The organism is Mycolicibacterium sp. XJ1819 (assembly GCF_053483675.1).
This window is the reverse complement of record NZ_JBEFST010000001.1, coordinates 51,997-69,000: the sequence shown is the minus strand read 5'-3', so window position 1 is coordinate 69,000 and position 17,004 is coordinate 51,997. Positions and strand designations below refer to the sequence as shown.

General features: G+C 66.1%; 13 protein-coding genes. 4 read left to right on the top strand and 9 right to left on the bottom strand.

What is annotated here, in order from left to right:
• Positions 1-10: 10 nt before the first annotated feature.
• From purL to ABQE89_RS00265, 3 genes are read left to right on the top strand one after another with little or no spacing between them, the layout of a single operon-like run.
• A complete protein-coding gene (gene purL, locus ABQE89_RS00275; RefSeq protein WP_448412938.1) occupies positions 11-2,308 on the top strand; it encodes a phosphoribosylformylglycinamidine synthase subunit PurL in 2,298 nt (765 codons plus the stop codon).
• The gene (locus ABQE89_RS00270; protein ID WP_448412936.1) at positions 2,305-4,029 is read left to right on the top strand and encodes an alpha/beta hydrolase; all 1,725 of its coding nucleotides are present in this window, start codon (positions 2,305-2,307) and stop codon (positions 4,027-4,029) included. Before purL ends, ABQE89_RS00270 begins: the two co-directional genes overlap by 4 nt.
• Positions 4,029-4,655: an Rv0804 family intramembrane glutamic endopeptidase gene (locus ABQE89_RS00265; RefSeq protein ID WP_448412933.1), complete on the top strand. Its 627-nt coding sequence runs from the start codon at positions 4,029-4,031 to the stop codon at positions 4,653-4,655. The genes ABQE89_RS00270 and ABQE89_RS00265 overlap by 1 nt, the downstream gene beginning before the upstream one ends.
• Here the strand turns inward: ABQE89_RS00265 and ABQE89_RS00260 are convergent.
• Positions 4,645-5,850: an MCE family protein gene (locus ABQE89_RS00260; RefSeq protein WP_448412932.1), complete on the bottom strand. Its 1,206-nt coding sequence runs from the start codon at positions 5,848-5,850 to the stop codon at positions 4,645-4,647. The two genes, ABQE89_RS00265 and ABQE89_RS00260, sit on opposite strands and share 11 nt — an antisense overlap.
• A gap of 18 nt (positions 5,851-5,868) precedes the next feature.
• Here ABQE89_RS00260 and ABQE89_RS00255 point away from each other — a divergent pair, with 18 nt between their 5' ends.
• A complete protein-coding gene (locus tag ABQE89_RS00255; protein WP_448412929.1) occupies positions 5,869-6,258 on the top strand; it encodes a sterol carrier family protein in 390 nt (129 codons plus the stop codon).
• On the opposite strand, the gene ABQE89_RS00250 is transcribed toward ABQE89_RS00255, so the two are convergent.
• From ABQE89_RS00250 to ABQE89_RS00215, 8 genes are all read right to left on the bottom strand, one after another.
• Positions 6,255-8,045 carry an ABC transporter ATP-binding protein gene (locus tag ABQE89_RS00250; RefSeq protein ID WP_448412927.1) on the bottom strand — a complete coding sequence of 597 codons (1,791 nt, stop codon included), beginning with the start codon at positions 8,043-8,045 and terminating at the stop codon, positions 6,255-6,257. The genes ABQE89_RS00255 and ABQE89_RS00250 overlap by 4 nt on opposite strands.
• A gap of 165 nt (positions 8,046-8,210) precedes the next feature.
• Positions 8,211-9,110, bottom strand: coding sequence for a TlpA family protein disulfide reductase (locus tag ABQE89_RS00245; protein WP_448412925.1), 900 nt, complete (start codon positions 9,108-9,110; stop codon positions 8,211-8,213).
• Positions 9,111-9,123: 13 nt separating this feature from the next.
• Positions 9,124-9,414 (bottom strand): hypothetical protein, encoded by a 291-nt coding sequence (locus ABQE89_RS00240; protein WP_448412923.1) that lies wholly within the window; start codon positions 9,412-9,414, stop codon positions 9,124-9,126.
• A gap of 189 nt (positions 9,415-9,603) precedes the next feature.
• A complete protein-coding gene (locus ABQE89_RS00235) occupies positions 9,604-10,305 on the bottom strand; it encodes a Crp/Fnr family transcriptional regulator (RefSeq protein WP_448412921.1) in 702 nt (233 codons plus the stop codon).
• A gap of 59 nt (positions 10,306-10,364) precedes the next feature.
• Positions 10,365-11,243 (bottom strand): S8 family serine peptidase, encoded by an 879-nt coding sequence (locus ABQE89_RS00230; protein ID WP_448412919.1) that lies wholly within the window; start codon positions 11,241-11,243, stop codon positions 10,365-10,367.
• A complete protein-coding gene (locus ABQE89_RS00225; protein ID WP_448412917.1) occupies positions 11,237-12,121 on the bottom strand; it encodes a GAF domain-containing protein in 885 nt (294 codons plus the stop codon). The genes ABQE89_RS00230 and ABQE89_RS00225 overlap by 7 nt, the downstream gene beginning before the upstream one ends.
• 91 nt (positions 12,122-12,212) lie before the next feature.
• On the bottom strand, positions 12,213-12,341 hold the full coding sequence (locus ABQE89_RS00220) for a hypothetical protein (RefSeq protein WP_448412915.1): 129 nt from the start codon (positions 12,339-12,341) through the stop codon (positions 12,213-12,215).
• A 415-nt stretch (positions 12,342-12,756) separates the two neighbouring features.
• Positions 12,757-16,965, bottom strand: coding sequence for an nSTAND1 domain-containing NTPase (locus tag ABQE89_RS00215; RefSeq protein ID WP_448412913.1), 4,209 nt, complete (start codon positions 16,963-16,965; stop codon positions 12,757-12,759).
• Positions 16,966-17,004: the final 39 nt, after the last annotated feature.

The following is a 17,004-nucleotide window of genomic DNA, read 5'->3' as shown; positions in this document are numbered from 1 at the left end:
GACTGGCGTCGTGACGCCGGAGTTAAACCACCCCCTCGACACTGTTGAGCACGCCGCCGCCACCCCGGATCAGCCGCAGCCGTTTCGTGAACTCGGTCTCAAGGACGACGAGTACCAGCGCATCCGGGAGATCCTCGGCCGCAGACCCACCGACGCCGAGCTGGCGATGTACTCGGTGATGTGGAGCGAGCACTGCTCCTACAAGTCCTCGAAGGTGCATCTGCGCTACTTCGGCGAGACCACCAGCGACGAGATGCGCGCGGCGATGCTGGCCGGCATCGGGGAGAACGCCGGGGTCGTCGACATCGGCGACGGCTGGGCGGTCACGTTCAAGGTCGAATCGCACAACCATCCGTCCTACGTCGAGCCCTACCAGGGCGCGGCCACCGGAGTCGGTGGCATCGTCCGCGACATCATGGCGATGGGCGCGCGTCCGGTGGCGGTGATGGACCAACTGCGGTTCGGTCCCGCCGACGCCCCCGACACCCGCCGAGTCCTCGACGGGGTGGTCCGCGGTATCGGCGGATACGGAAACTCCCTGGGACTGCCCAACATCGGTGGCGAAACCGTCTTCGACGCCTCCTATGCGGGCAACCCGCTGGTGAACGCGCTGTGCGTCGGCGTGCTGCGCAAGGAAGACCTGCACCTGGCGTTCGCGTCGGGTACCGGCAACAAGATCATCCTGTTCGGCGCCCGCACCGGCCTCGACGGCATCGGCGGGGTGTCGGTGCTGGCGTCGGAGACGTTCGGCGGCGACGAGGGCTCCGGCCCCGGCCGCAAGAAGCTGCCCAGCGTCCAGGTCGGCGACCCGTTCATGGAGAAGGTACTCATCGAGTGCTGTCTCGAGCTGTACGCCAACAAGCTGGTGGTCGGCATCCAGGACCTCGGCGGAGCCGGATTGTCTTGTGCCACCTCCGAGCTCGCCTCGGCGGGGGACGGCGGGATGCGCATCGAACTGGATGCCGTTCCGTTGCGGGCGGCCAACATGACCCCCGCCGAAGTGCTTTCCAGTGAATCGCAGGAGCGGATGTGCGCGGTCGTCGCACCCGAGAACGTGGACGCGTTTCTGGCGGTCTGCCGCAAGTGGGATGTGCTGGCTGCGGTCATCGGTGAGGTGACCGACGGCGACCGCCTCGAGATCACCTGGCACGGCGAGACCGTCGTCGACGTCCCGCCGCGCACCGTGGCCCACGAGGGCCCGGTCTACGAGCGTCCGGTGGGCCGCCCCGACCATCAGGACGCGCTGAACGCCGACACGTCTGTAAAGCTGCCGCGACCGCAGACCGGCGAGGAGCTGAAGTCGACTCTGCTTGCGCTGCTGGGCAGTCCGCACCTGTGCAGCCGGGCGTTCATCACCGAGCAGTACGACCGCTACGTGCGTGGTAACACCGTGCTGGCCGAGAACGCCGACGGTGGCGTGCTGCGCGTCGACGAACAGACCGGGCGCGGCATCGCGATCTCCACCGACGCCTCCGGCCGCTACACCGTGCTCGACCCCTACGTCGGCGCCCAGCTCGCGCTGGCCGAGGCCCACCGCAACGTCGCGGTCACCGGCGCGACGCCGATCGCGGTGACCAACTGCCTCAACTTCGGCTCACCCGAGGATCCCGGGGTCATGTGGCAGTTCAGCCAGGCCGTCCGCGGTCTCGCCGACGGCTGTGCGGCCCTGGGTATCCCGGTCACCGGCGGCAACGTCAGCTTCTACAACCAGACCGGAAGCACCCCGATCCTGCCGACCCCGGTGGTCGGCGTGCTCGGCGTGATCGACGACGTCAAGCGGCGCATCCCGACCGGCTTCGGCGCCGAACCGGGGGAGACACTGTTGTTGCTCGGCGACACTCGCGACGAGTTCGACGGCTCGATCTGGGCCCAGGTGACCGCCGACCACCTCGGCGGGCTGCCGCCCAAGGTCGATCTGGCCCGTGAGAAGCTGCTGGCCGAGGTGCTGACCGCCGCCTCGCGTGACGGCTTGTTGTCGGCCGCGCACGACCTGTCCGAGGGCGGACTGATCCAGGCCGTGGTGGAGTCCGCACTCGCGGGCGAAACCGGTTGCCGCATCATCATTCCCGAAGACGCAGATCCTTTTGTCTTCCTGTTCTCCGAGTCAGCCGGCCGGGTCCTGGTGGCGGTGCCGCGCACCGAGGAGAGCCGGTTTCGGGCCATGTGTGAGGCCCGCGGACTGCCCGCCACCCGGGTCGGGGTCGTCGACCAGGGCAGCGGGGCCGTGGAGGTGCAGGGCCAGTTCACCGTCAGCCTGGAGGACCTGCGCAGCACGTCGGAGGGCGTGCTTCCCGGGTTGTTCGGGTGAGTGCGCAGGCCACCGAGCGACATCCGCTGTACGTCTGGGCGTGGAGCCTGGTACGACTCGACTTCGTCGGGGTGGCCTTCGGAGCGCTGTTCTTCTGCCTGTCGCTGACGCCTTCGCTGGTGCCGCGCGACTGGCTCTTCCAGGGCCTCATCGGCGGACTGAACGCCGCGATCGGCTACGGCATCGGCGTGTTCGCCGCAAGACTCTTGCGGCGCTTCGTATTACGGCGACGACGGTGGTGGCCGCCGCCCAGGCGGGTGTCCTACGCGATGAAGACCGTCATCGTCGTCGGATCGGTCGCGGCCTGCGTGCTGATGCTCATCCCCGCGGCGGCCTGGCAGCGCCAGCTGTCGGAGGTGATGGGTATCGACGGGCCGGAGACGCCAGCCTACCTGCGTACCCTGACGGTGGCGATCCTGGTCGCCGCGGTGTGCGTGGCGGTCTCGCGCGTGCTGCTCGACGTCATCAAGACCATGGCCCGGTTCTTCATCCGGCGCTGGCGCCTCAACGACGAGGTGGCGCTGTTCATCGGCACCGCGATCGTCGTCATACTGGTGATCTTGTTGGTCAACGGCGTGCTCATCCGCGGCTTCCTGGCTGGCGCCAACCGGGTGTTCCAGCCGCAGAACACCACCACCAGAGACGGTGTCACGCAGCCGCTCGAATACCAGAGATCCGGCAGCCCAGACTCTTTCGCGCCCTGGGACACCCTGGGGTATCAGGGCAGGAACTTCGTGGGCACCGGTCCGGATGTCGACGAACTGACGCGGCTCAACGGCGCTCCCGCGAAGGTGCCTGTCCGGGTCTACGTCGGCCTGCAGACCGCCGACACCGACGAGCAGCGGATGGCGGTGCTGCTCAGCGAACTCGAGCGCACCGGGGCGTTCGACCGCAAGGTGCTGGTGATCATTCCCACCACCGGCACCGGCTGGGTCAACCCGATCGCCGCGCGCAGTGTGGAGATGATGTACAACGGCGACACCGCGTTGGTCGCGTCACAGTATTCGTTTCTGCCGAGCTGGATTTCGTTCCTCGGCGATCAGCAGAAGTCGATGGTGGCCGGGCGGATGATGATCGACGCCGTGCAGAAGAGGTGGCAGAGCCTGCCGCCGGACCGCCGCCCCAAGCTGATGCTGTACGGGGAGAGCCTCGGTTCGATGGCCGGCCAGGGTGCCTTCGGCTGGCTGCCCGACATCGCGAGGATGGGATTCTCGTCGGTGCTGTGGGTGGGCCCACCCAACGCCAGCCCGCTGTGGAAGGGCCTGACGGTGCGGCGCGACCCCGGCACCCCCGAAGTGCAACCGCGTTACGACAACGGCCGCACCGTGCGGTTCTCCCAGGCCACCGACACCGCCCAGATCGCGGACGTCACCTCGAAGCCCTGGGAGGGCACCCGGGTGCTGTTCCTGCAGCATCCCTCCGATCCGATCGTGTGGTGGTCCGAAGACCTGCTGTTCACCCGCCCGGACTGGCTCAAGGAACCGCCGGGCATCGACCGCACCGCCTCCATGCGCTGGTATCCCATCGTCACGTTCTGGCAGGTGGCCGCCGACATGACCAACGCAAGTTCGGTACCCGACGGGCACGGTCACAACTACGGCGAGTACATCCTCGACGGCTGGGTGGCCGTCGCGCCGCCGGCGGGTTGGACGGCCGACGACACCGAGCGCATCCGCGTCGCGCTGCAGAAGGCCATCGCGGCGGAGTCCGCCGACAAGTGATGCGGGACAGACGTATCCGCGCCATCGGTCTGGCCGCGGCATTGGTCGGCTGGAGCCTGATGGCGCCGCGGCTGCCCGCACGGTGGAATCCCGCGCCGCACGCCGGGGTCGCCACCGCGCTGGTGGTGTTCAGCCGCGCCACGCTCGGGCTGCGGCCGCCGGCGTTGCGCGCGGGTGCGCGGCTGGGCACGGCCGCGGCCGTGCCGGTGGCGCTCGGGGTGGCCGCGAGCACCGCACTGCCCAGGACGCGCAGGGAACTGTCCGACCGCGACCTGCCGGCAGAAGTGCTGCGCTGGCTGTTGCTCGGTATCCCGCTGGGCACAGTCTGGTCGGAGGAGGCCGCCTACCGGGGCGTGCTGGGTCCCCTGGCCGCCGACGCGTTCGGCCCGACGGGCGGCAGGCTGCTGCAGGCGGCCGCGTTCGGCCTGTCCCACATTGTCGACGCACGCAGCACCGGCGTGCCGGTCGTGCCCACGGTGCTGGCCACGGGGGCGGCGGGCTGGCTGTTCGGCCTGCTCTACGAGCGCGCCGGCAGTCTCGTCGCGCCGATGCTGGCGCACCTGGCCGTCAACGAGGCGGGCGCGGTGGCGGCGTTGGTGGCTCAGCGCCGGGGCCTCACGGGTTGATCGTGTACTCGCCGACCTGCCGGCCCCACACGTAGTCGACGAGCAGCGGCTGGCCCAGTTCGAGGTGGTTGTACGGCGCGATGCTGGCGCCCGTGTCCATCACCAGGTACGGCGCCGGGAACAGTTCGCGGGTGATGTCCTGCCAGCAGCCGGGCCGCCCTTCGGGGCCGCCCCTGGCGTTCACCCGCGGCAGGTTGTCGGGATAGATGTAGGGGTTGCCCGCGCCGGCCAGGATGCCACCCCCACCGGTGAGCGAATATCCGTTGCCGCCCAACGTCCTTGCCACCCGCGGCTGCACCTTGTTGAACTTGCGGATCGAGCAGAAGATCACGCCCTGATACTCGTCGAGCAACTCTGCCGTCGGCACCAGGTCGGCCGCGCCGCGCACCAGGTACGGTCCGGCACGTTCGAAGGTGTCGGCCCCGGTGTCGGCGAAACCCAACGCCGCGATCAGCGCCGCGTCGATGTCCGAACGGTGCGCATTGAACGTGCCCGCCGACGTCGTCGCGTTCTGCAGTCCCGCCAACAGGTCGGGCGCAGCGTCGGCGTAGACCTCGCCGAGATCGGCCAGCAGGCGGATGTCGTCGCGGATTCGCGGCATCCGGGCGTTGAGGTCGGCGGTGATGTGGTTGCCGTCGATCAGCGACTGGCCGAACCGGTCGCCGAGCCCGGTCAGGGCCTCGGCCGCGGCGGTCAGCGTCTGGTTCACCTTGATCGGGTCCACCTTCTCGGAGATGGCGGTGACGGTCTCGAACAGCGAGTTGAACTCGGTGGTCACCGCGGACGCATCGATCACGTCGCGGCTCGAGACCCGTTGCGCCGAAGGGTGTTCCGGTGAGCTCAACGATATGTACTTGTTTCCGAAAACCGTGGTGGCGCGGATCTCGGCGGCCACGTTGGCCGGGATGAACCGCAGGTAGGCCGGGTCGACATCGAGTGACAGCCGGGCCTTCGCAACACCGTCGACGTCGGCGGTCGAGATTCGGGCGACCCGGCCGATCTCCACTCCGTTGTAGGTCACCTTCGAGCCGGGTTCGACGACGAGGCCCGCGCGCGACGACAGCAGCGTCAACTCGGTGCTGGGCCGGAAGTCACCGCGAAACTGCAGGTAGAGTAGCCACGCCAGCGCGAGTGCGACGACCGAGAACAGCGCGCCGTAGACCTTGTACGGCGGTGCGTGGCGGTCGGCAAACACTTTGAGAGACCCTAAGGTATGGCCGCCCGTCGTAGTGTTGATCCGGAGAAGACGCGCGCCGCGGTGACGGCGATCGCCGACTGGCTGCGCGACGCGACGGTGCCGCCACCGGAGCGCGCCCGCCTCGGTGACGCGGTGCGCCTGGCGGCGCGCACCCTGGCCGCCGTCGCACCGGGCGCCAGTGTCGAGGTCCGCGTGCCGCCGTTCGTCGCGGTGCAGTGCATCGCGGGCCCGCCGCACCGGCGCGGCACGCCGCCCAACGTGGTCGAGACCGATCCGCGGACCTGGCTGCTATTGGTCACCGGACTGCTGCAGATGTCCGATGCCGCGGCCGACGGCGCCGTGCAGTTGTCGGGCGCTCGGGCCGCAGAAGTCGCCGGCCACCTGCCGCTGGTCGAACTTGGCTAGGCGCTAGGTGCGTTCTGCGCCTCGTAGAGGCTCTTGTACAAACCGGCATTGGCCAACAGTTCGTGATGAGTGCCCTGCTCGGCGACTTTTCCGCGGTCCAAGACGATGGTGCGGTCCGCGACGGCGGCGATGAAGTCCATGTCGTGGCTGACCACGATGCATGTCCGATCCTGGGCGTACTCCCGGATGACCTGGGTCAGCCTCGAGCGCTGATCGGCATCGAGGTTCTCCGTCGGCTCGTCGAGAAGAAGGACCTCCGGTTTGCGCAGTAGGCAGCGCGCCATCGCGATCAGACGCTTCTGTCCTCCCGAGGGGACCTGCACGTCCACCGTCGTGTCGTAGCCGTGCTCGATCTTGGTGGGGTCGACGATCACGGCGTGGACGTGCGCGAGCTTGCATGCCTCCTCGACCTCGTCGTCGCCCGCGTCCTGTCGGGCCAGGCGCACATTCTCGCGAATGGAATCCTTCAGGAAGAACGGAAACTGGGAGAGCTTGGATACCTGCTCGCGCAACGTGTTCAGCGACAGCGTCTTGATGTCGTGGCCATCGAGTTCGATGGTGCCTTGCTGCGGATCGAGGAAACGAAGCAGAAGGTTGAAGATCGTCGACTTGCCCGAACCGATCTGGCCGACCAGCGCGACCGTCTCGCCTTCGTTGATCGAGAACGAGATCCCGTCGAGAATCCGCTGTCGGTCGTTGTATCCGAAGACAACGTCGGTGAAGACGATGTTGCCGTGCACCTCGTCGAGGTGCTTTGCGTCCGGAAGCTCCTCGATGGACGGTTTCGTGTCGAGCAGTTCGTAGGTCAACGCGACGTTGGGGATGGTCGACGCGTATGTCGTGTACGCGTCGACGATCCGCTGTGCAGGCGCGAACATGGTCGGGACGAAACCGATGAAGACGATCAAGCTGTTCAGCGTGAGTTCGAAGGGCGTACTGAACGCGACACCGACCATCAGCACCAGTGCCGTGCTGAGCGCGATGAATATCTGGGTGCTGCGACTGGTCATCTGGACCCACACCAGCATCATCGCCGAACCCTTCGCCGCTTCGTCCGATGCGGAGTGGAAGCGTTCACTGCGCCGATCCTGTGCGTTGAAGATCTGGATGTCGGTGATGCCGCTGATCGTCTCTTCGAGTTCGCCGCCCAGGTGTCGGTTGCTCATCATCATTCGTTGGGCGGTGCTCTGCAGTTGCTTTCCGGCGTACCGGAGCAGCATCAGCGCGAACGGGGACAGGATCAGCGACGCGATCGTCATCTGCCAGGACAGCGACACCATGTAGACAAGCGCACAGACCAGCACGAGAACGTCGATCAGCGGCGGGATCAGGCAGTCGGTCAACAACTTCTGCACCGACGGCGCCTCGGCCTGCACCCGCTGCATCAGCGCACCGCTTCGCGATCCCGTGAAGAAGTCCAACGACAGAGACTGCAAATGGTCATGGACTCGCTGACGGATGCTGGCCATCAGCCTCCAGTCGACCTGCGCCTCGGCCCAAGCCCGCAGAAATCCCAGAACGTGTGACAGCACCAGTGCCGCCGCCCAGATGATCAACCAGCCCGTGAACGACAACGTGGGGCCGGACGAACTGCCGTCCTGACGAGTGACCAACGCGCTGTCGAGACCCCACACCGACGCGAGATCTCCGGCCCCGGTGGGGCCCGCGGCCTTGGCCATGATCGCCACGATCGGGCCCCAGACGGCGGGCACGACGAAGGGAAGGGCGGTGACGATCAGGCCCAGGACGAGTGAGATCGCCAGGAATCCGCGCAGGGGGCGGAGCATCGGAAGGCTCCGTTTGACATATCCCCAGGCATCTTTCGCGGGCACCGGTCCGCGCGCGGCCGGGCGTCCGGGCACACCGCCGGGCCGAACCGCGCCCGCAGGTACCGCAGCTCCCATCGCGGGGCCGCCGGGTAGGCCGGGTTGCATCGTGTTGGTTGACATCCGTCATCGCTCCCTGAGTTGGGCTTGCGGTACGGGCTCATCGAGCAAACCGTCGATGAGCCGATCCATCTTTGTCTTGTCGGGGATCGACGAGGCCAGTCGCACCCTGCCCGCACGGTCGACGATGGCGAACGTGGGAAGTCCGTTCGCGCCGTAACAACGTTGCAGCCGGTCATCGGGGGCAATACCCACGGTGACGGCCAGCCCCCCGTCGGCCGCCGCCTTCGCGACGAGGTCACGCTCGCGGCTGCGTGCAGAGCGCGTCGCAGCGTTCTCGCCGTAGCGGGTCAGCGCGAGAACCGTCAGCCCGCGGTGTTGGTAGCGACGGTGAAAATCGGTCAACGCAGGCATCATTGCCGTGCAGGCACGACATGAGCGACCCCAGAACTCGAGCAGCAACACGTTGCCGTCTCTGCCCGGTTCAGTTGCCGGCGGCCCGGGAAGCCAGTCCGCCACCTGGATCTCCGGTGCCTGGCGACCGAGCAGATTCACCTGCGTTTCACGGTCGCGCAGTTGGCGGGCGGCCAGCTCCGCGGAGCGGGTTTGGTCCGGTGTGCCGTTGCGCCTGCTGAATTCCAGTGCAGCGTCGGCAAATGCCGCTTCGGCGGCGAGCAACCGCCGCGCGGTGTCGATCTGGTCGGTGGCCAGGTGTAGGTCGGCGAGCGCGATGACCAACAGAACCCGTTCTCGCAAGGAGGCTTCCGCGGGTGCTGCATGCGCACTGGCCAGGGCTGCGCCGATCACTTGCTTGGCGTCACCCGTTCGGCCGTCACGGCGCAGCCGCGCCGCGCTCGTGAGCGCAGGCGGGATGCTCGGGCGCTGAGCGGGTGTCACCATCGAATCCCTTTCGGCGTTGGGCAGCTCGAAGTGCGGAGCGCACAAACCCAGTGCGCCCCGCACCATCGGACGCGAATGGTCAGCACGGGCCTTCGACGTAGACCCAGTTCCCCCACTCGTCCCAGAGGTAGATCCAGCACCAGTCGGTGAACCCCTCGACATCACCGCCACCCGCGCGGGACCCGATGGGAATGGCGCCCTGCGCATTCTCCTTGGTCAGCTCGGTCGCGCCGTCCAACAGCCGCTGCTTGTCCTCTTCGGACAACGTGTCGAAGTGCTTGGCCTTCAGCTTGTACTTCGAGAGTTCTTCGTCGGGAACGTCGTAGAACGCACCCTCGCCGGTCTCGTCAACGCCTCTTACTATCGCCATGTCCTTGCTCCTGTGTATCGAGTGACTCGACCCGATCGGGCCGGGCCGTTTCTGACAGCTGATCTGATCACCTTGCGATCGCCGGCCACAATCAACTCCGGTACAACGACGTGTTCTATCCTTTGCCCTCGACCGTCAACTCCGATACTGTGGCTTGTTTAATCCTTTACAGCACCAATAGTTTTCGGACTAGCGAAGCTTCTCCAGACCTGCGAGGTCGGATATCACCACGCAGTGGTCGTTGTGGTTCTCCGCAATGCCGCGGCGACGTAACTCGGTGAGCGCGTGGTTAACCCGGACGCGGGAGGCGCCGACCAATCGAGCCAAGTCTGCTTGGGTGAGCCGAAGCGGTATGCGCACGCAGTTGTCGTCCCCGTCCTCTGTCGGCTGGCCGTACTCGCGGGCGAGGAGAAGAAGGTGCCGTACGACGCGGCTGCGCACGTCCATACCCGCCAGCGCCTCGATCCGTTCATTGGCAATACGGACTCGACGCGCCAACACATTCGACAGGTTGGCGCTCATCGCCGGCATGGTCTGCAGGCACTGCTCGAAGGTCTCCCGGTCGAGCCAGAACAGAGACGTCTCGTCCAGGGCCACGACGGAGCGGGCACTGCCGAGACAGTCTCCGATCGTGAGTGATCCGACGACATCGCCGCGACCAAGCATCGCCAGCATCAACTCGCTGCCGTCGGCTTGGCCCACAACCAGTTTCACCACACCCGTATGGATCACGTAGATGGTGTCGTCGAGATGGTCGGACAGCACGAACCGTGCGCCGGCAGGCAGCAGTTGCCGCCGCATTCTGCCGTTGAGAAAGGCCAGATGAGACAGCGACATATCTCGGAAGAGGTCGACCCTTCGAAGGTAGGTCGGATCGTTGATGGCTGGCATGCGGGTTACGCTCGCTTTCACAAGACGTTGATCACAACGTCGAGGTCATACAGGCAGGATCAGTCAGAGCGGTCCTCCTTTCGCTGACGCGATGCGCCGAGCAAGCGAGGCGGAGCGGTGACCTCGGTGCGGCTGACATTCGTCGCTAGTTCGCACAGGATGGTCTCGGTCTGGAACACAGTCAGGTTCGGGTGCGCGCCAAGAATTTTCGTGATTAAACCCGAGATGTGCGGTGCGGCGAAACTGTTTCCGGTCGCAGTGATGTACTTGCCGCCGCGCCAGGGTAGTCGCACGTCGATGCCGTGGGCTCCGAATTCGACAGGCGGCTCAGGGTTGTAATAGAAGACGTAGGGGTCTGGGATCGCGTGTGAGGCCACCGAAATAACCGATGAGTACAGCGACGGATAACTCGGGATCGGACTGTTGTTGGCCGCGGTGACGAGGATGACGTTCTTGAAATAAGCTTGATCCGCCAACTCGTGAAAAGACAGGCAATACTCTCGCTTCTTGCTGCCGAGGCTCAGATTGCAGACGCGGATGCCGTTGTCGATCGCCCATCGCAGACCGGCCTGGAAGATCCTTCCGGTGCCAGTCAGCCCAGCCCCAAGCACCTTCACGCTGTACAGCTCGCATTCGGGTGCGAGCCTGCGGATCACACCCGCACAGGCAGTGCCGTGACCGAAGGAATCGTCGTGCGGCGCTGGGTCGTAGACAAGTTCGCCGTCCTGGTCTTCGGTGATCGAGACATAGCCGTCGACGGGGCCGACGTCGGGATGTGTGTCGACACCGCTGTCGATGACCGCGACCTTTACGCCCCTACCTGTTCCGTCGCCCCAAGCCCATTCGGTGGTGATGCCATCGCGTGGATCCAGCGCGGGGACTTTGGTTATTCGGGAGTCATGGAAGGGTGCGGAATAGGCTGGCCGCACGCTCACCATCGAGCGCCACCAACCGCACTGTCGTGTCCGGAATGTGAACGTAGGAAATCGGCGAAGCTGCCGAGAAGACCCTTACAGGTCTCCGCCGCGGCGTCGCCGTGCTGCACGATCTCTTGAATGAGCTGCGCCAATTCCATTGCGCCCAGAAAGCCGGTCTGCTGACCCAGTTCGGTGGTGAATGCCCGCGCCTTTTCCGTGAGGCCGAAGCGATCGAAATCCGATATGCCGTCGATGTTTTCGATCAATCCGCTCACCAGCACGCTCAGTCTGTGCTGGGTACGGGATTGTTCGATGGCCACCGCGGCCAGATGTGAAAAAAGGGCCACGTCCTCCATGTCGTCGACGCTGAACGTCGCCTCGTCCTTCTTGTCGAGAAACTGCAGGACACCGATCACCTGGTCGCGAAACGACAGGGGTATGCAGAGGATGTTTTTCGGGTTGAACCCGACGGCGTGGCCGAGGTCCTCGGAGTCGAGGTCGTCTTCCGGTGTGTCCGAGACGGCGATGGGCTGTCCTGTCAGCGCGACCAGGCCCGCGACCCCGTGTCCGAGCGGCATCCGAAATCGCTCCGTTTCCGTCACCTGATCACCGACCGCGGTGGTGAATATGAGGTTCTGTTGCTCGGCGTCGATGAGAAAAAGGGAGCCCGCTCGGGCCTTGACGATGTCTGTGGCCGTCGCGGTGATCATGTCGAGCAACCGATCATGACTGACCGGTGCGCCCACCAGGCTGGCGGCAGAGGCGGTTGTCATGGCGTCGCGCAGATCCTGCGCAAAGCGGTCCTGCGCTATGAGTCGGCGCAGTCTTCCGATCTCGGCCTCCTGTCGAGCGACCGTCGAGACAAGGTCTGCGGCGGCTTGCGTATCAGTCGCTTCCATGTCGGAATGCTCCTCGAGGGGCCGAGTCGAGGATGTCGACGGTGCCGCGTCGAGGGGCCCCCAAGTCCTCGACGGGCACCGATTGGGGCTGCTAGTTGCAGCACCTACTAGACGAGCGGGTCTGGTACGTATAGGAAAGCGCGACCTCCTCCGCAGCGGCTTCCAACTCGTCGTCGGAAACGCTGCGACGGAGGATGTCTTCTTCGAGTGCAGCTGTCATTCTGGGTCCCTCCTCATCGGTTGGTGCCGCCGCGGCCGTTCCCGCCGCCGCCTCCACCTTGGTTTCCCTGGTCGTGGGATTGCGATCCGCTGCCGCCGCTCGACGGGCCGCCCGGACTACTGCCGGTGCAACCCGGCGGTGGCGGATAACCGCCGCACGGCGGCCCCGCCCCCGCGGAAGGGGCGCTGATCAGGGCGAATGCCACGGCGGCCGCGCCCAGCGCTGACGTATACCTGCGTGCCTTGACGTCCATCATGTGCCTCGGCTCATTTTCGTTTTCCGAACAAGAGTGCCATCGGTCCCACGCCCCGACTTCGGGCAAATATATCGACTGGCGCACGCAAAGGAATCAGGGTTTTCCCTATATTTTCGCCTGCGACAAAACTGATTGCGCGTGCAAACAACTCGCTTTCAACTACGGGACCGGCAGGCCCGGGCACTCCTTGATATAGGGGATCATCGAGGAGACGGTCTCATCCCACTGCTTTGCACTCATGTTGCTGTTGAGCTTTTCGCAAATGAACGTCTCGAGTTTCTGCGGTGCCGGCCACAAGTGCAGGTTGCCGTCGGCACTGCCCGAAAGGATCAGCTTGTCGTCAGGGCTGAACACGGCTCGAACCCAGTTCTGGTGTCCGACGATCGGCGTTCCGATGGGTTCTTGATCGGCGGTGTTCCACAGCCGCACCTTGCCGTCGGCGGCGCCGGCGACGATCCATGGGTCGTGCCGAGCGAAGTCGACGCTCATCACGGCGTTCTGGTCGCCAGTCATCGCGGGGCCGACCTGTTGCCGAGTTTCGACGTCCCACAGCCTGGTGGTGCCGTCGCTACTGCCTGAGGCCAGCTGTTTACCGTCCGGGCTGAAGGCGACGCTGTAGATGTTGGACACCGATGACGATTTCATCGGGTCGCCGTCCCTGGTGAGCGGTTCGACGTCCCACAGCTGGATGAGATTGGTTTCGGCATACGCGGAATCGAATCCCGAGCCGGATGCGATCTGGCGCCCGTCGGGGCTGAACGCCACACTCCACAGCTGATATCCGGTCGATTGCGCCTCGCTGATCAAGCCGAGAGTGTGTCCGTCCCACAGCCGCAGTGAGCCGTCGAAGCCGCCCGTCGCGATCAATTCACCCCCGGGCCGGCCGGAACCCGCCGGGCTGAATGCCACACTCATGATCCGTGCACCGGTGGGCACGTCGACGTCCGGTTTGCCTCTGACCCCGCCCGGGGGAGCGGGCTTGGTCAGATCCCATAACTGCAGCGAACCGTCGAAAGCTCCGGTCACCAGCCGGCCGCCGTCCGGGCTGAACGCCACGCTGTCGATCTGCCGATCTGAGTCCGACGGCAGGCCGAGCTGACCGGTCGCGACGGCGGCGCCCGGGTCCCACAGCTTGACGGTGCCGTCGGCGCCGCCCGACGCCATCAACTTTCCGTCGGGCCGGAACGCCACCGCACGCACCTCTGCGCCCTGGTTCGCCGGTATGGGCAGCCCGGTGACGGCATCCCACACCCGCACCGAGCCGTCCTCGCCGCCCGAGACGATCCGGGTGGTATCCGAATTGAAGGTCACCGACAACACCGCGCCATGGTGGCCCAACAGGGCGCCACCGATCGGACGGCCGATCCAATCGCTGACGGTCGGCTTGAACGGCGAACTCCACACCCGCACCGTGTTGTCGGAGCCTCCCGAGACGATTCTGCTGCCGCCGGGACTGAAGGCGACGCTGTTCACGCTGTCGGGGTGCGCGACGAACGGAGCGCGGACGGACTCCAGACTGGCCCCGTCGAGAACCTCGATCCTGCCGTTGATCAGGCCGACGGCCACCCGATCTCCGCTGTCGGTCTCCCAATTCTCCGGAGGGCTGAAAGCCACACTCATCACCGGGACTTGATCACCCATCATCCGGGGCCGACCGATCGACTCCCCGGTGCGCGGATTCCACAACCGCACGGTGCCGTCGTCAGCGCCGGAGACCAGTCGATCTCCTGTCTTCACGCTGAAGGCCACGCTACGGACCCCCTGGACGTCGCTGGCCTTTCGCGGGGCGATGAGCGGTCTTCCGTTGGCGGTCTCCCAGATCCGGACGAAGCCGTCGCCGCTGCCGGCCGCGATCATCTCGCCGTCGGGACTGAACGCCACACTGCTCACCACACCGCCGGCGGCAATCCGAGCGCCGACCGGGTTTCCGCTCTCGGCGTCCCACACCTGAAGGATCCCGTCGCTGCTGCCGGTGACGATCAGGTTGCCGCCCGGCTGATCCGGCCCCTCGGGGTTGAACGCCACGCTGACGGCGCGGCCCTGATCGCCGATGTCGAGCGTGTGCACGAGCGCCCCGGATTCCATGTCCCACACTCGCACCGAGTGGTCGTCGCTGGCCGAGGCGATCCGGTCACCCTTCGGGCTCAGCGCGACACCACGCACCGGTGTGACGGCTTCGGACCCACCGCGGACCGGGTTCTCCATGATGCTGACCAGGTCACGTCTGGCATTGGCGACGGCTTCGGCGGTCGGCGCACCGAGGCTTTCGGCGGCGAGCAGTTGTTGCAGCGCGAGAACGTCCCCTCCGGACCGACCGCCCTCCAGCATCTGCTCGGCTTCCACCACCAGACGCAGGCCCTGGTTGTGCCGAAACGTCTCCCACACCTGCCAGCCCGCAAAGGCGGCCACCAGCGCGATGACGACGGCGGCGGCCGCGACCGCACGCAGCATCCTCGACCGGCGCCGCGCGGCCTGCCGGTCACCGACGCGCTGATCCTCACGGACCCTGGAGTTCTGGACGAACTCGCGAGCGACGGCAACGTGATCCTGCAATCGCGACGTCATCAGCGCTTCGGCGTCGGCCAGTCGCTGGCCCTCGAGCAGCCAGGCGTCGTTGTGGTCGCTTCTCTCCCACGCGAGCGCATCGCGCTTGAGCACCTCGGCTTGTTTGAGGCTCTCGCGTTCCTCCTCCAGCCAGGCCTTCAGTTCGTCCCAATGCTGTAGGAGGCTTTCCAAGGCGACCTCGACGACGTTGCCGCCGGCGCCGGTGACCAGCAGACGTTTGGCCACGAACTGATCGAGCAGCGGCTTCGCAGCGGGTGGTAGGTCGTCCCACCTGGTGACTCTGCGCACCGGCAGGTCGTTGTCGGGGTTGATCGTCGCCAACGCCGGAATGAAGGCCTCCCGCAACAGTTTCAGTTGGTCCCGGCGGGTCGCTTCGTCGGGCGAGAGCAAGGCGTTGACCTCGGTCTGCACGACGTTGCGCATCTCTCCCATCCGCAAGTACTCGTCGAGTTTCAGATCTCCGTCGTCGCCGAACTCGGTGTAGAGGCGAGACAGCGTGAGCGACAGCAACGGCAGTGTGTCGGCGCCCATGGTGCAATCGGCCAACAGTCGTTGCACGAGTGCCGGTTCGACGTGCAGAGGTCGCCCGCCTTCGGTCGAGCGACGGGCCGGCCCTTCGACGACCTCCTTGAATTCCGCTTGCGGCATGGGTTTGAGGTCACCGAACAGCTCGGTCTTGACGTCCCGCAACTGCTCAGCCGTCTGCAACAACTCGTGGTGGTCGGTGCGGATGGTCATCGCGACGATGAGCGGCACCCGGCCAGCGACGTCGGTACGGGCGTGTTGTCCGATCATCTCCAGGAACCGGGGTGCCTCCTTGCCCGCGTCCACGCCGAAGAGTTCCTCGGCCTGATCCACCGGCAGCACCAAGGTGGGAGGGGAGGCGCCCTCCGGCAGATCCACCAGCTGCGCGACGGCCAACTGTTGCAGCTCGTACAACAGTTCGCCGACCCGATTGACGTCGTTTCGGCAGGCGTCCTTTATCTCGGCAAGGGGGCGGCGCGCACCCAGTCTGGCGAACGTGGCGCGGATGGACTGCGCGAGGCCCTCGTTCCCGGTAAGCACGTTGCGCCCAGGACGGACGATCTCGAGGACGACGAAGCTGCGGTCGTCGCGGCGCAGCCGCGGCATCAGCCCGGCCCGCAGGAAAGAGGACTTCCCCGCGCCGGACGGCCCCAGGATCGCGAAGAGGCTGGCCCCCGACTGACGCATGCCACGCAGTGCGTCAAGGCCACGGACGAGTTGCGCGTCGCGCCCGAAGAAGACGGCGGCGTCGACCTCCTGCAGCGGCTCCCAGCCGCGGTACGGCGCCCGCTCCGGATCGCTGGGAGGCGGCCACACGAAGGTGTCGGCACCGATGCCGTGTCCGATGATCTCGTCGCGCAGGCGGCGCAGGCCCTTCGTCGAGAAGCGGACGACTTCGGTGTTGTCCTCGTAGGTGAATTCGATATCGGTCTGCGGTCCGTCGTCGTCGAACAAGTCGACCCACTGCCAGTCCCGGGTGAGTCCCAGGCCGGTCGAGGGCTCCAGACGGGCGCAGAAGATGCGCTTGTTCAGGTTCTCCGCGGTGCGGAACTCGGTGTTGCATTCCGTGGACGCCTCCCACGCGGAAGACAGCAGGCACACCACCGCTTCACAGCGCGCGTTCGCCTGCTGAAGGGCGTCCTTCCACTTCATGCCCGGCCGAATCCCGACCTTCGGGTCGACGTCGAGGAAGATGTCGTTGTCCAGCGGTGGGTTCTGCGCGACCAGCCATTTTTTCAACGCGATCGCCTGATGCGTGTCGGCGCTGGAATGACTCATGAAGATACGAGACATCGACGCACGCCCCCCTCCTGCAAC